Below are 13,956 nucleotides of genomic sequence, written 5' to 3' on the forward strand. Positions count from 1 at the left end.
ACCTAGATGGGATCGAACGCCGACATCAGCCACCGGCCGTCGACTTTGGCCAAGCTGACCATGACGCTGCTGGCATTCTGCGCGGGCTCCGGGCGCTCCCGGCTCGTCGTCGTCTGGTTGACGAACACCAGCACCTTGGCCGTGTCCGCGTGGATTTCGGCGTCTGCCGCGCGGACGACGGAGGCCGACGTCATGACTTCCCGGTCGCGCGCTGCCGGCATGAGGATCTCGTCGCTGAACTTGCTGTAATAGTCGAGGAACTCGCCGGTCAGATGCGACTTTGCGGCCGCCAGGTCTGCCTGCAGAGTGTCGGGCTTGTACGACAGCAGGGACACCGTGGCCTCCGAGGCCGCCCGTACCGCCGACGCTGCTGCGGCGTCGCCGGTCTGCTGATCGGCCCGGTACTGCGTGAAGTACAGGACGGCGAACACCGTGGCGGACGCCGTCAGCGCCAGTGCGGGAACCACGACCCGCCACCGCAGCAGTTTCGACCGGACCCGCCGCGGGCCGGCGGGTCGCGCCGCGTCGTGCGCCTCGTCGGTGTTCTCGGCGCGGGCGTCGTCGACAGGCGCCTTTGCTTCGGACGTCACGTCTGAGTCCTCCTTCGTCACGCTGTCGCTCACGCCACGAACTCCATCTTCGACATCTTGAGCCGGTCGCCGTCCCGAACCACTGTCACGCTCAAGCGCCACATTCGCGGCTGCTTGTCCGCACCGGCCGCGTTGGTCACCGTCGATGTGGCGGTGACGAGCACCTCGGCGGTGTCTCCAGCCATCTTCTCGACGGCGGCTGCCTTGACATTGACGTCGGTCACCACCTGGCCGTCCTGGGCGAGCTTGACGAAATCCTCCGCGGCACCGGCGAACTCGTCGTGGAACTCACCTGTGGAGTTGTCCAGGATCTGCGCGACGTTGTCCTTCGCCTTGGCGGCGTCGATCGACATCAGCGTGAAGACGATCTGGCGCGCCGCGGCGGCGTACTCGGCGGACTGCTGTTGGTGCGCAACGGCCTCACGGTGCTGCCACACCACATACGCGCCGGCCGCCGAGAAGGCGGCGGTGCACAGCAGCGTCAGGGTCAGCACGACCGTGCCCCATCGGGTACGCGGGAAGCGCCGCCGGGCGGCAACGACTGCCTCCGGCCGTTCCTCGTCACCGGCCGGTTCGTCGGCGTCGTCGTCGGCCTCCCCGACGGTCGGTTCGTCGGCCGCGACGTCATCGGCTTCAACGGCGTCGTGCGTCGTCAGGCCGTCGGCTCGTTCGCGCAGTCGCGCCGCGCGGGCGCGGGCTTGCGCGGCCGCCGCCAGCGCCTCCGCGGCCTGCGCCTCGGCCTCCTCGGCCAGCGCCCTGGCCGCCAGGGCGTCGCGTTTCCGCTCGACGCTGTCTGGCGTCCCGTCGTCCTGTGCGTCACCGCGCGTCAACAACGTGTTCCTGCTGTGAGGCACCACGGCCTCCTTCCGATCAACCGCCTTGGTGGGCCTGCGCGCCACCGTCGCGCCATGTCCCCCGGTCGGGCCCCCCGCGCACGGTAATCGGCGTCACACCGCGGCCTCTGCCGTCGTCCCGCTCAGCGGTCATCCCCGACGCGGTGGCCGGACCTCACCAGTAGCGCTGTGAACACAGCGCGCCCCCGGGACCCTCGTTCTGGGCGACCACCACGCCGTCGACGGTCAGCTCGCACCGAAAGTTCGGCCGGTCCGCTGCGCGGCCGTTGGAGGCGGTCACCATCGCCCAGCGGGCCGGATCGACCAGCATGACGTCGAGCACCCACGGCTGGTCGGGGCCGACCGTGACCTCGGCCTTGGGGCTGAACACGTACGGGTTGTGGCTGTAGTCCGCCCAGCTCGGCGGGTCGATGTCCCGGTAGTAGATGTCGGCCGACGTCGGCTGGTCGGCGGTGACGGTGTAGCGCACGTGGTGCGCAACCGGCCCCTGCGCGGCCGCGGGCGCCGCGACGACAGCGCCCACGACGGTGCCCGCCGCCAGAAGTGAGGCGGTGACGCGCCGACTCACGCGTTGTCACCCCGCACCCAGCGCGACTCGCCGCTGGACGACACGCAGGCCAGGAACAACCCGTCCGGTGCCTGGGCGACCGAATTCTCGAAGCCCGTGCAGTTGGTGTCCAACACGCGGATCCCCTCCATCCGAGGGGAACGGAAGTAGCGCGGCGCATATCTCCGCGGTGACCCGCAGAACACCAGGCGGCCCCAGTCGGTGGTGCCGAACACGTAGTGCGAGGGGTTGGCACAGGGCGCGCCGAGGACGACGTGTCCGGCGATGCCCGGCACACATGACGGCTCGTCACACGGCGGCGGTTCGGCGCTCGCGCGAGCGGGCGTCATCACCGCTGCGGCCGCAAGGACAGTGACGGCGATGGCCAGCGTGCGCACTGGTGCACTGTGGCACCCGCGCCCGGGGAGGTGGCCGAACCGTCCCACTCAGTGGCCGGTCGACCCGACGGACCCCGCACCGGTGATTACCGTCGGACACTCTTCGAGCCAAGGAGCCGCCATGCGTCTGGTGCCCGTGTTGACTCTCGCCGGAGCCGTCGTCGCCGCTGCGGCCGCCGCGCCGGCTGCGCTCGCATGGGCGGCCGACGACGAGTGGGGTCTCAACGGCACGTACTCCGCCACCTCGAACGGCGAATGGGCGAAGAAGAACGAGGTCTTCCGCGACGAGGCCGTCGTGCGCGCCACCTGGACGATCACCACGCAGTGCAGCTACCCGACCGACTGCACCGGCACCGTCGTCAGCGATCAGGGCTGGGAGGCGCCGATCTACCAGAAGGGCGGCATCTGGTACGTCAAGCACACCGTGCCGCGGTGGGAGCCGTGTCCGGACGGCACGGCAGCAGACGGACTGCAGGTGTTCCGGTTCGTGCCGACGGTGGAGGACGGCAGCCAGACCGACCCCGACTCGGACATGCTGGTCGGCGAGGACCAGACCACCGGCCCCAGCGGGGCATGCGGCATCAGCAAGCCGCTGTTCATCACGATGCCGTTCAAATTGGTGAAACTGAGCGACTAGAGGCGTCCACACTTCGCTGAGCTGAACGGCTGGGACGCGCCGTCCCTGTTCCCCCGGCGCGCCCCAGCCGTCAGCCGCCTGTCGGCAGAAGATCCTGCCAGGTCTTGTTCGGCTCGGTCTCGGTCGCGAGGTTCGACTGCTGGAACACCGCCCCGCTGGGCGTGGCGTACTGCCCGGTCGCCGGGTCGTACGTGGCAATCGCGACGGACGGACCCGCCGCGGCGTCCGGAGCCAAGCCACTGGGGGCGATCACCGGACCGCCGCCGCCGGGCGGCGCCGGAGCCGGAGCCGGAGCCGGCTCACCTGCGGGTGGCGCGGCGGTCGGCGCGCCGGCAGCCGGCGGCATCGGAGTACCACCGGGCGGCCCGTGGATCTGCTCACTGAAATCCACCCGGTCATCCGGCGGGATGCCCTGGGCGATCAGATTCGGGTCGATGGGATAGGGGCCGAGCGCGTGTTGACGCATCGCCAGCGGCTCGTAGGGCCGATCGCTGCGGCACTCCTCCACCGTGGCCGCACGCTTACCCGGCTGCTCCATACACGGGTAGTTGCGGGCACCGCGGACCGCGAGTGGTGAATCCTGGGGCAGTTTGCAATACAGACCGTCCGGTGTGTCGATGTCGCTCTCGTCATCGGGTGACCGCCACGACGAAGGCGGCAGGAATCCCACCGTGCACGCCGGCGGATCGTTCATGCTGAGCGTGAAGTCGCCCATCGACATCCCGGTCGGATTGTTCCTTGCCACGCCGACGGTCTGCGTCGCAGCGATGTAGGGCGGCAGCAGCACGAGAAGTTGTTCCAGCGACGCGTGGTAGGTGACGGCGATCTGACCGACCGCGGTGAGGTTGGCGAGGAGCACGGGCATCGTCGGTTTGACCTGGTTGAACAGTCGCGATGCCTCGTCGGCCGCACCGGGACCGGTTTCCAGCAGGGTGCGGAACTGGGGGTCGTTGGCGACCAGCTGTCCGGTCACGCCGGCCAGACTGCGTGCCCACGTGCGGATCTGGTCGGCGGTCTGTGCCTGCCCCTCGAGAAGCGGCCGGCCGTCGTCGACCAGCGACCGCGTCTGATCGGACACCGCGTTCGCATCCCCGACCACCGTGGCCGAAGAATCGGCCAGTGAGCCGAGATCGTAGGCAGCGCCGTCGAGCCCCCTGAAGGTCTCGTCGAGCAGCCCGCTGATCTTCTCCTTCGGCACGCTGTCGAGCAACGCGCTGACCCGGTCGAGCATCGGTCCGACCGGCTGCGGGATCGAGGTGTTCTCCCGCCTGATGATCGCGCCGTCGTCGAGGAACGGGCCACGGTCGGTGCGGGGCTGGAGGTCGACGTATTGCTCTCCGACCGCCGACACGCTGCGCACGGCGGCGTGCAGATCGGCCGGGATCTCGGTGGAGGTGTCCAACGACAGCGTCGCCTCCGCGCCCGATCGAGTGGGACGCACCTCGGTGACCTTGCCGACCTCGACACCGCGATAGGTCACATTGGCGAACCGGTACAGGCCTCCGGTGCCGGCCAGTTCCACTTTCACCGTCATGCGACCCACACCGAACAACAGGGGTGCCTGCAGATAGCCGAAGATCATCACACCCATCGCCACGATCGCGGCGATCGTGAAGATGACGAGCTGGCTGCGAACGAAACGGGTGAGCATCAGTTCCCGCCTTCGCCGGAAGCGTCGTCCACCGTCGCGCCCCCGTCCTCTGTCTCGAAGAGTTGCGGGATCGGCGCCACCTCCGTCGGTGGCGCCACCGGCGCGCTGAGCGGATCGAGGGTGTAGTTCAGATACCACGGATCCCCGGGCGCCGGAACCATGGGCGCCCCCTCCTGCCCCCAGCGGGTGCCGAGGAACAGGCCCCGCTTGAGCCGCGGGATCGTGAAGTCGAAGATGATGAACTGGTTCATGTAGTCGCCGCGGATGGCCCGGTCGATGAAGCCCTGGGTGTAGGGAAAGGTCGGCGCGTAGGCCAGCACCGTGCCGAGGTCCGGTCCGACATCGGCCAGCGCTTTGAGCGTGGGCTCGAGATTCTGCAGATTTCGGACGAGGTCGGCCTGCGTGTCGTTGATCAGCCCCGTGGCGGTGTCACTGAATACGCGCAACTTGTCGAGCGCGGTGGTGAGTCGGGGCCGCTCACGGATCAAGACGTCGAGTGCGGGCGGAATCCGTTGCAGTGCACTGGTGATGACGTCACGCTGGCCGGCGACGGTGGCGCCGAGCCGGTTGAGCGCCGCGATCGAGGCGTTGATGTCCTCGCGCTGTGAATCGAGTAGTCCCACGAAGGTGTTGAGGCGGAGCAGAAGCGCCCGAAGCTGAGGTTCGCGACCGCTCAGCGCCGCGTTGAACTCCCTGATGATGTCCCCCGCCTGCCCCAAGCCACCGCCATTGACGACCACCGACAGCGAGGACAGGGTCTCCTCGGTCGAAGGATAGGTCGAGGTCTTGTTCAGGCCGATGGTGGATCCCGGTGCCAGCCGGCCGGCCGGCGGCTGCCCCAGCGGCGGATCCAGCGCCAGATGCATGGAGCCCAGAAGGCTGGTCTGCCCCACCGTGGCCGTCGCGTTGGCGGGTATGACGACGTCCGGCTCGACGCTGATCTCGACATCGGCGTGCCAGTCGCGCACCGTCATCGGCCCAACCGCGCCGACCACGACGTCGTTGATCATGACGGGCGAATTCGATTCCAACGAGCCCACATTGGCCATCTGGACGCGATAGGTCGTGGACCCGTCACCGGTTCCCACCGTGCCCGGCAGGGGTAGCGAGTTCAATCCCTCGAAACTGCAACCGCTTCCGACGACCGCGACACAAGAAGCCGCGGCGAGGACGCGGGTGATCGAACGGCGACCCGTCATGACGGCGGATTCCCTTCCTGTGACGGTGCGGCCGGAGCGGGTGCCGGCGGCGGCGACGCCTCGGCGGGAAGCAGCATGTCGGGCAGGCTGGTCGGCGCGGGCGGTCCGGGGACCGGCGGGCCGGCCGGCACGGGCGCGCCCGGGAACAGCGCAGGTGTCGGGTTGGCAGGCAGGCCGTTGGGGGCGTAGGCACCCGGCGGACCGGGCGGAGTGCCCCAACCGGCCGGCGGTGGAACGTCCCCGGCACCGGTGTAGGCGGACACCGCGGGCGGAGGCTCCGGAGCGTCCGGGCTGCCACCGGTGCCGCCCGGAGCGACGCTGGGATCGGCGTAGATCAGATTTCCTGGACTGGGCGATTTCTTCAGGTAGGCATTGAACGGCAACGGCAGGTAATTGAAATTGAGCAGCCTCAGCGCCGGCCCGAGGTACTCCGCGCAGATCCGCGCCGTCTCGGGCGCCGTCGCATTGCGCACCGCGCCGATCGCCGAACAGATCAGCTGCACCGGGTTCGCGAAGTTGCCCATCGCGAACGCGCCGACCATCGACCCGGTGTCCGGGTTGTAGATGTTGTAGCCGTTGCCGATCGCGTTGGGCGCGACGTGCAGCACGTTCTCCAGCTCGGTCTTGTTGTCGACCAGGTTCTGGGTGATGTTCGCCAACCGCTGCACCTGCTCCGAGGTCTGGTTGCGGCTGCCCTCGATGAACCTTCTCACCTCACCGACCGCCTCGGAGAGGTTCGTCAGCGCAGCGTCCATGTCGGCGCGGCTGCCGTCGATGACGCTGCTGACCGTCGCCAACCGGTCCTGGAACTGGACGATCTGAGTATTGCTGTCCCTCAACGCGGTGACGAACACCTGCATGTTCTTGATCAGATCGACGATGTCGCCGCTGCCGTCGGCGAGAATGCGGCCCACCCCGGACAGCTGGGCGATGGTTTCCCGCAGCTTGTCGCCGTTGCCGTCCATCGCGGTGGCCGCGCTGTCGATGAACCGGCTGACCGAGGTGCTCGACACACCGCCGGACGGACCCAGTTCGGTGGCGAGCCGCGCCAGTTGTTCTTTGACCTCGTCCCATTCGACAGGCACGGCGGTGCGGTCGAGCCCGATGACCGCCCCGTCGGCCATCACCGGTCCGGTGTTCTCGTACGCGGGGGTCAACTGCACATACCGCGCAGAGATGAGGTTCTGCGCGACGACGATCGCCTGGGCGTCGGCGGGCACCTGCACGTCGCGGTCGACAGCCAGGGTGAACACCGCCTGGTCCCCCGCGGGAGTGATCGACTCGATTGTGCCCACCTTGACGCCCGCCACCCGGACCTCGTCGCCCGGATAGATCGACGTGGCAGAGGTGAAGTGTGCGGTGATGTGTCGCGGTCCGAAGTAGACCTGTCGGACCACCACCGCGACGCCGCCAACGATCAGCGCCACCAGCGCAACGGCCAGCGCCTTGACGAGACGAGTGCGGTTCTTCATCGCGATCCACCCGGAATACCGTTGTAGGGGAACGGGAACTCTGCCCGTGGGCCGGCATTGTCCGGCGGCTGTCCGGCGTTGACACCGCGGCGGAAGCCGAGGGCATAGTCGAGGAACGGCTGAATGGCCGCGCCCGGCAACAGGTTTCCGACGAAGGCGTTGTAGTAGAAACCGTTGTTCACGGCCTCGCCCTGCGTCACCTGATATTTGGCCAGACCGGCGAGCGCCTCGGCGATGTTGTCGCGGTTGCGTTCGAGCATGTCGGAGACCGAGTTGATCTTCTCCAATGTCGGCGCCAATTCCTGCTCGTTGTCGCGTACCAGCCCGGTCAACTGCTGGGCCAGCGCCGAGGTGTTGGCGAGCAGGTTGACGATCGCGTAGCGCCGCTGCTCGAGCACCGCGAGCAGATCGTTGGCACTGAGCAGCAGGGCGTTCACCTGCTGGCTGCGCTCCGAGAGGATTCCGGTGACGTCGGCCGCACTGGCCAGCAGGTTGCCCAGCGTCTCGTCACGGTCGTTGAGGGACCGCGACAGCCGGGTCACGCCGTCGAAGGTGGGCCCCAGTTGCGGAGCCAACCGCTCGATGGTCTCCGACAGCGTGTCCAGCGACTGGTTGAGCGTCGCGGTGTCGGTGTCCGCGGTGTTGGCGGTGAACTCGCTGACCGCATCGGTCAGCGAATACGGCGAGGCGGTCCTGGTCAACGGGATCACCGACATCGGGACGAGCGTCTGTGTGCCCTGCGGTTCCACGGTCAGCATCCGCTCGCCCAGCAGCGTCCCGGTGCGGATGTGGGCGGTGGTGTCCGTCCCCAGTCGCACCGAGCTCTCGATCGAGAAGGTGACGAGCGCCTTGCCGTTCTGCAGCGCCACGTCGGAGACCGTCCCGACGGCCACCCCGGAGACCTTGACCTCGTTGCCGGCGGCGAGTCCACCGGCCTCGTTGAACAGTGCCTGGTACTTCACCGACGTCGCCATCGACAGCAGCCGTTGGGGCTGCAGCCCAACGGTGATCACCAGCACGATCAGCACCAGACCGATGAATCCGGTTCGGACCAGGGCGCTTCCACGGTATTTCAGCATCAGGGCTCCGCGCACCTTCCGGTGTCTTGCTTGATCCAAGGGAAGTACGCGGTGCGGCCCTGCAGGTCGGTGACTCGCACGGACAAACCACACAGGTACTGGTTGAGCCAGCTGCCGTACGCGCCGAGGCGCACGAGTTTGCGATAGTTCCCCGGGGCTTTCTGTAGCGAGATATCCAGTAGGGGTTTGTCTTTCTCGAGCTGCGGGGCGATGCGATTGAGCTGATCGACGGTGCCGGCCAGCGGTGGCCGCGCCTGGGTCAGCAGATCGGTCAGCGACGCGGTGCCGTCGTCGAGGGAGTCGATGGCCGCCCCGATCGGATCACGATCCTGGGAGAGCCCGGTGACCAGTTGTTCCAACCGGTCCACGGCGCCGGAGAACTTCTCACCATCGCGGGACACGGTCGCCAGCACGGCATCGAGGTTGTCGATCATCTGGCGCACCGTCTCGCCGTTGGCGGCGATCGCATCGGTGAATGACGATGTCTTGGCGAACAGCGACTCGATGTCGCCGCTCTGTCCCTGCAGCACCTGGATCAGGGAGTTGGTCAGTGCGTTGACGTCCTGCGGATCGAGGCCCCGAATCACCGGCTTGAGGCCGCCCAGCAAAAGATCGAGATCCAGGGCCGGTTCGGTGCGCTCTTTGGGGATCTGCGAGCCGGCCGGCTGGATGCGGGTGGAGCCGGGGCCGTCGATGAGTTCGAGGTAGCGGTCGCCGACGAGATTGAGGTACCGCACCGCCACCTTGGTACCCGTCGTGAGCCGGATGTCGCTACCGGCGTCGAAACGCACCAGAACCGTGTTGTCCGGTTGCAGCGCAATGTCGTTGACCGTTCCTACCCGAATCCCCGCGATTCGTACCGAATCTCCGGTCTTGAGGCTGGATGCATCGGTGAACACGGCCGAGTAGTCGTCGGCCGACCCGGTGCGGTACTGACCGAAGATCGCGAACAGCGCGGCGGTCAACAGTGCCATGACCGTGCCGAAAACAGTGAACTTGACCGCGGTGGGTCCGAGGCGCCTCATCCCGGTTGACCGATCTGCGCGCTGTTACGGGGCGGGCCGTCGATGGGTCCGAACAGCATCTGCTTGAGCCCGTCGGAGTTGAGTAGGATCCCCTGGTTCCCGTACTGCGCGGGATTGGCGTCGATATCGGACACCACGAACGGGGCGCGGTTCTCGTAGCCGACGTCGGGCAGGCCTGCGCACTGTGGCCCGCCGCGCGCCGCCACCTTGGGCAGATTGGACGGATAGCGGTAGCGTTCGGTGCCGAGCAGGAACGAATCGAGGAGCAGCACGCCCGGGACGGGCGGTGGCGGCCCCTTGGCCAGAGGGGCCATTCCGGCCAGCCCGCAGTTGAGCGCCTCGCGGTAGCGGCTGGTCAGGTCCGTCGTGGGGATGAGTACGCGCATCAGGTCGGTGATGGACTGCCGGTTGGTGGCGATGACGTCGTTACCGATCTCCGAAAGGCCGATGGTACTCAGCAGCAACGTGTCCAGGTCGTTCTGCCGCTCGACGAGGGTGTCGCTGATGCGCGAGGTGTTGTCCACGGTGGTGAGCAGGTCGGGAGCCGCGTCGGCGTAGGCGTTGAGCACCGTCGGCGCAACGGCGAGGTCCTGGCTGAGGTTTTCGAGGCTGGGATCGAGCTTGGCGAGCAGCGCCTCGAGGTCGGTCATGGTCTGACCGAATTGTTCGCCGCGCCCGTCGAATCCCTTGGCCAGCGCACCGAGCGTCTCGTTCAGTTTGGCCGGTTCGATTTTCGACAGCACCGACACCAACTGCTCGAAGACGGTGTTGACCTCCACGGTGACGTGCCCGACGTCGAGCACCTGGCCCGCCCGCAACGGTTGCGGCGACGGGTCGGACGGCGGGACCATCTCGACCGCCTTGGCGCCGAACACCGTCGTCGACCCGATGTCGACCAGCACGTTGGACGGGATCAGTTCGAGCTGTGCGGGATCCATCGCCAGATGCAGAGCGGCACGTCCGTCGGGCAGTGCCTCGATCGATTCCACCGTCCCGACCTGGGCGCCGTGCAGTTTGACCCTGGCATCCGGGTTCATCACCAGGCCGGCCCGCTCGGATATCACCGTGACGCCGACGCTGTCGGTGAAACTGCCGCGGAAGAGGCCGACGGCGAGTGCGACCACACCGGCGATACACAGGACCGTCGTCGCGCCGACCAGCGCGCGCGTGGTGCTCGACTTCAGTGCCACGACTCCCCCTATCCCGACAGGTTGAAGTTGCCGTTGGCGCCGTACACCGACAGGGACACCAGCAGGGTCACCGAGACGACGACGACGAGGGAGGTCCGCACCGCATTGCCGACCGCCACACCGACGCCGGCCGGGCCGCCCGTGGCGAAGTAGCCGAAGTAGGTGTGGATGAACAGCACGGTGAGCGCCATCAACACGGCCTGCAGGAACGACCACAACAGGTCGATCGGGTTGAGGAACGTGTTGAAGTAGTGGTCGTAGAGGCCACCGGACTGGCCGAACAGCACGACGGTGGTGAACTGGCTTGCGCCGAAGGACAGCAGCACCGCGATCGCGTACAGGGGGGTGATCGCGACCATGCCGGCCACGATGCGGGTGCTCACGAGGTACTCGACGGGCCTGATGCCCATCGTCTCCAGCGCGTCGATCTCCTCGTTGATGCGCATCGCGCCCAACTGAGCGGTGACACCGGCGCCGAAGGTGGCGGCCAGGCCGATCCCGGCCACCACGGGGGCCGAGATGCGCACGTTGATGAACGCGGCCAGGAACCCGGTCAGCGCTTCGATCCCGATGTTGCCCAGCGAGCTGTACCCCTGCACCGCCAGCGTGCCCCCCGCCGCCATGGTGAGGAATCCGACGATCACCACGGTGCCGCCGATCATCGCCAATGTGCCTGCCCCCATCGAGATCTCGGCGATCAGCCGGATGATCTCCTTGCGGTAGTGCACGGCGGCGTGCGGGGTGCCGGCCAGCGCGCGGCCGTAGAACAGGATGTGGTCGCCGAGGCGGCCCAGCATCGAGACCGGTTTGCGGATCTGGGTGACGACGCGCGGGTACGCGGAGCCCAGCGTGGTGAGTGCGCCCATCGCTAGCCCGTCGTCATCTGGATGCCGATGGCGGTCACCACCACGTTGATCACGAACAGCGCCATGAATGCATACACGACGGTCTCGTTGACCGCGTTGCCGACGGCCTTGGCGCCCCCGCCGGTGATGGTCAGCCCGCGGTAGCACGCGACCAGGCCGGCGATCAGGCCGAACAGCGCCGCCTTCACACACGAGATGATCACCTCGGGCACCCCGGTCAGCAGCGTGATGCCCGCCGCGAACGCACCGGGGTTCACGTCCTGCACGAAGACCGAGAAGGTGTAGCCGCCGAGGATGCCGATGATCACCACCAGGCTGTTGAGCAGCAGCGCGACGAGGCCTGACGCGAGCATGCGCGGGGTGACCAACCGCTGCACGGGGTTGATGCCCAACACCTCCATGGCCTCGATCTCCTCGCGGATGGTCCGCGAGCCCAGATCAGCGCACATCGCGGTGGCGCCGGCACCGGCCACGATGAGGACCGTCACCAGCGGGCCAACCTGGGTGACCGCGCCAAAGGCCGCGCCGGCGCCGGACAGGTCCGCCGCCCCCAGTTCCCGCAGCAGGATGTTGAGCGTGAAGCTCACCAGCACGGTGAACGGGATGGCCACCAGCAGGGTGGGCGCCAGGGCCACGCGGGCGACGAACCACGACTGCTCGAGGAATTCCCGGCCTTGGAACGGCCGCTGGAAGACGAACCGCACCGCGTCGACCGACATCCCGAACAGCCCACCGACCGCCTCCAGCGGACGGTTCAAGTCCGTTCGACGCATCGGTAACCTCCATGGGCGCTGCTGTGGTCCGAGCGGCAACACTGACAGGCCAGTGAGCTGGGGCACATGCTGCGTCCCGCCCAACGGGACGACCGCGGTCGTGCGCGTAGTGCCGTCGCGATGAGTTCGTAGCGGCCCGCAGGTCGATACCGCATGGCTGAAGAGAATCTCATCGCTCAAATCGTCGTCAACGCGCCGGCCGAGGCGGTGTTCGACGTGTTGGCGGATCCGTCAACCCACGCGGCGATCGACGGCACCGGATGGGTGCAACGCGCTCTCGAAGGTGGACCCGTCACCGGTGCCGGGCAGATCTTCCGGGTGGCGATGTACCACGAGGGTCACCCCAATAAGCACTACGAGATGGCGAACCTCGTCGAGGTGTTCGATAAGCCGCGGGCGATCGCGTGGCTGCCGGGTACCGAACCCCGGCACATTCCCGGTCGCGGCGACGAGGACGGGCCCATCGAGTACGGCGGGTGGACGTGGCGCTACGACCTCGCCCCGGTCGACGGGGGGCGGACCGAGGTCACGCTGACCTACGACTGGTCGCGCGTGCCGCCGGACCGGCGAGACATCGAGTTCCCGCCGTTCGACCCGCAGCACCTGGACAACTCGCTGCGGCATTTGGCGGAGTTGGCGGAGTCCTGAGTCGAGCCCCCCACCAGCCGACCGTCGGGACACTACCTCGGTATCTGAAACGACCCCTGTTGTGCCGCAGCGCTTTTCGGCGCAGGCGGACGAATCAGCGGCCGAGTTGGCCGGACGGACACCGGTGATGTGACTACTCGCCCGGTAGGTCCACGGGATAGGGCTGTCCGAAGTCCGCGGACCGAGCCACCGCTGCCCACCGCATGTCCTCGGCGAGCAGTTGTTCGTCTTGGCGGATGGCGGCCTCGATCGCGATGACACCGAGGGGTAGCCGATACGGCGACTCGCTTCGCCGTGACAGGCGGACCAGTATCTCGGCAGCCCGTACGGGGTCACCAGCTCGCACGGCATCGCTCTCGCGTATCGCATGCATGGCTCCGACTGTGTCGGCGTATCGTTCCGGGATGTCGGCGATCCGCATCGATGATCCAGCCCAGTCGGTGGCGATACCGCTGGGTTCCACCACGAGCACCTTGATGCCGAACTGTTGAGTTTCGGCCTTCAGCACCCGGCTGAAACCGTCGATGGCGAACTTGGCCGCCTGATAGGAGGCGATGCCGGCTGAACCGCCGGTCCTGCCGCCCATCGACGAGATCTGAATGATCGTGCCGCCGCCCTGCTCCCGCAGCACCGGGATCGCCGCCTTCGAGACGTTGTACACACCCCAGAAGTTGGTCTCGAACTGCGCGCGAAAGTCCGCGTCGTCGCCGGTCTCGATGGGTGCGACGTTCGCATATCCGGCGTTGTTCACCACCACATCAACCCGGCCGAATCGGCCACGTGCAGTCGACAGCGCGGCGACGGCAGCGCCTGGGTCGGTCACATCGAGTTGAAGCGGATGGATCCGGTCTCCGTACTCACGGGTGAGATCGGCCAACTGCTCCGGATGGCGAGCTGTGGCGGCTACGCGGTCACCGGCTTCGGCGGCGGCACGCGTGAGCGCTCGGCCAAGCCCCCGCGATGACCCGGTGATGAACCAGACCTTGCTCATGGCGCTTCCCCTTCGATGGTTGATTCCCGGACGCGC

The 13,956-nt window shown here is 67.7% G+C and carries 15 protein-coding genes; 2 read left to right on the top strand and 13 right to left on the bottom strand.

Annotation, left to right across the window (positions count from 1 at the left end; genetic code table 11):
• Positions 1-2: 2 nt before the first annotated feature.
• The 4 genes from E4P42_RS14190 to E4P42_RS14205 all read right to left on the bottom strand — a co-directional run bounded on the left by E4P42_RS14190 (position 3) and on the right by E4P42_RS14205 (position 2,341).
• Positions 3-590: a twin-arginine translocation pathway signal gene (locus E4P42_RS14190; protein WP_245234018.1), complete on the bottom strand. Its 588-nt coding sequence runs from the start codon at positions 588-590 to the stop codon at positions 3-5.
• A gap of 29 nt (positions 591-619) precedes the next feature.
• The gene (locus E4P42_RS14195) at positions 620-1,444 is read right to left on the bottom strand and encodes a hypothetical protein (protein WP_245234019.1); all 825 of its coding nucleotides are present in this window, start codon (positions 1,442-1,444) and stop codon (positions 620-622) included.
• Positions 1,445-1,598: 154 nt separating this feature from the next.
• Positions 1,599-2,012 carry a hypothetical protein gene (locus tag E4P42_RS14200; protein ID WP_167759487.1) on the bottom strand — a complete coding sequence of 138 codons (414 nt, stop codon included), beginning with the start codon at positions 2,010-2,012 and terminating at the stop codon, positions 1,599-1,601.
• Positions 2,009-2,341, bottom strand: a complete 333-nt coding sequence (locus E4P42_RS14205) for a hypothetical protein (protein ID WP_135126742.1) — start codon at positions 2,339-2,341, stop codon at positions 2,009-2,011. The genes E4P42_RS14200 and E4P42_RS14205 overlap by 4 nt, the downstream gene beginning before the upstream one ends.
• Before the next feature lie 169 nt (positions 2,342-2,510).
• Between E4P42_RS14205 and E4P42_RS14210 the strand changes: the two genes are divergently transcribed.
• The gene (locus tag E4P42_RS14210) at positions 2,511-3,026 is read left to right on the top strand and encodes a hypothetical protein (RefSeq protein WP_245234020.1); all 516 of its coding nucleotides are present in this window, start codon (positions 2,511-2,513) and stop codon (positions 3,024-3,026) included.
• A 70-nt stretch (positions 3,027-3,096) separates the two neighbouring features.
• Here E4P42_RS14210 and E4P42_RS14215 read toward each other — a convergent pair whose 3' ends face one another.
• The 8 genes from E4P42_RS14215 to E4P42_RS14250 are packed head-to-tail and all read right to left on the bottom strand — an operon-like array spanning position 3,097 to position 12,281.
• Positions 3,097-4,677, bottom strand: a complete 1,581-nt coding sequence (locus E4P42_RS14215) for an MCE family protein (protein ID WP_135126711.1) — start codon at positions 4,675-4,677, stop codon at positions 3,097-3,099.
• Complete coding sequence (locus E4P42_RS14220; protein ID WP_135126712.1) at positions 4,677-5,876, bottom strand: MCE family protein; 1,200 nt, start codon at positions 5,874-5,876, stop codon at positions 4,677-4,679. Before E4P42_RS14220 ends, E4P42_RS14215 begins: the two co-directional genes overlap by 1 nt.
• On the bottom strand, positions 5,873-7,348 hold the full coding sequence (locus E4P42_RS14225) for an MCE family protein (RefSeq protein WP_135126713.1): 1,476 nt from the start codon (positions 7,346-7,348) through the stop codon (positions 5,873-5,875). The genes E4P42_RS14220 and E4P42_RS14225 overlap by 4 nt, the downstream gene beginning before the upstream one ends.
• On the bottom strand, positions 7,345-8,427 hold the full coding sequence (locus tag E4P42_RS14230) for an MCE family protein (protein ID WP_135126714.1): 1,083 nt from the start codon (positions 8,425-8,427) through the stop codon (positions 7,345-7,347). The genes E4P42_RS14225 and E4P42_RS14230 overlap by 4 nt, the downstream gene beginning before the upstream one ends.
• Positions 8,427-9,452, bottom strand: coding sequence for an MCE family protein (locus E4P42_RS14235; protein WP_135126715.1), 1,026 nt, complete (start codon positions 9,450-9,452; stop codon positions 8,427-8,429). Before E4P42_RS14235 ends, E4P42_RS14230 begins: the two co-directional genes overlap by 1 nt.
• The gene (locus tag E4P42_RS14240; RefSeq protein WP_135126744.1) at positions 9,449-10,636 is read right to left on the bottom strand and encodes an MCE family protein; all 1,188 of its coding nucleotides are present in this window, start codon (positions 10,634-10,636) and stop codon (positions 9,449-9,451) included. The genes E4P42_RS14235 and E4P42_RS14240 overlap by 4 nt, the downstream gene beginning before the upstream one ends.
• A 14-nt stretch (positions 10,637-10,650) precedes the next feature.
• Positions 10,651-11,508 carry an ABC transporter permease gene (locus E4P42_RS14245; protein WP_135126716.1) on the bottom strand — a complete coding sequence of 286 codons (858 nt, stop codon included), beginning with the start codon at positions 11,506-11,508 and terminating at the stop codon, positions 10,651-10,653.
• A 2-nt stretch (positions 11,509-11,510) separates the two neighbouring features.
• A complete protein-coding gene (locus tag E4P42_RS14250; protein WP_135126717.1) occupies positions 11,511-12,281 on the bottom strand; it encodes an ABC transporter permease in 771 nt (256 codons plus the stop codon).
• A 153-nt stretch (positions 12,282-12,434) separates the two neighbouring features.
• On the opposite strand from E4P42_RS14250, the gene E4P42_RS14255 reads away from it, so the two are divergent.
• Positions 12,435-12,929: an SRPBCC family protein gene (locus E4P42_RS14255; RefSeq protein ID WP_135126718.1), complete on the top strand. Its 495-nt coding sequence runs from the start codon at positions 12,435-12,437 to the stop codon at positions 12,927-12,929.
• A gap of 133 nt (positions 12,930-13,062) precedes the next feature.
• On the opposite strand, the gene E4P42_RS14260 is transcribed toward E4P42_RS14255, so the two are convergent.
• A complete protein-coding gene (locus tag E4P42_RS14260; protein ID WP_135126719.1) occupies positions 13,063-13,920 on the bottom strand; it encodes an SDR family NAD(P)-dependent oxidoreductase in 858 nt (285 codons plus the stop codon).
• Between the last annotated feature and the right edge of the window lie 36 nt (positions 13,921-13,956).

Source organism: Mycobacterium sp. PS03-16, from assembly GCF_004570325.1.
In the GTDB taxonomy this organism is placed as follows: domain Bacteria; phylum Actinomycetota; class Actinomycetes; order Mycobacteriales; family Mycobacteriaceae; genus Mycobacterium.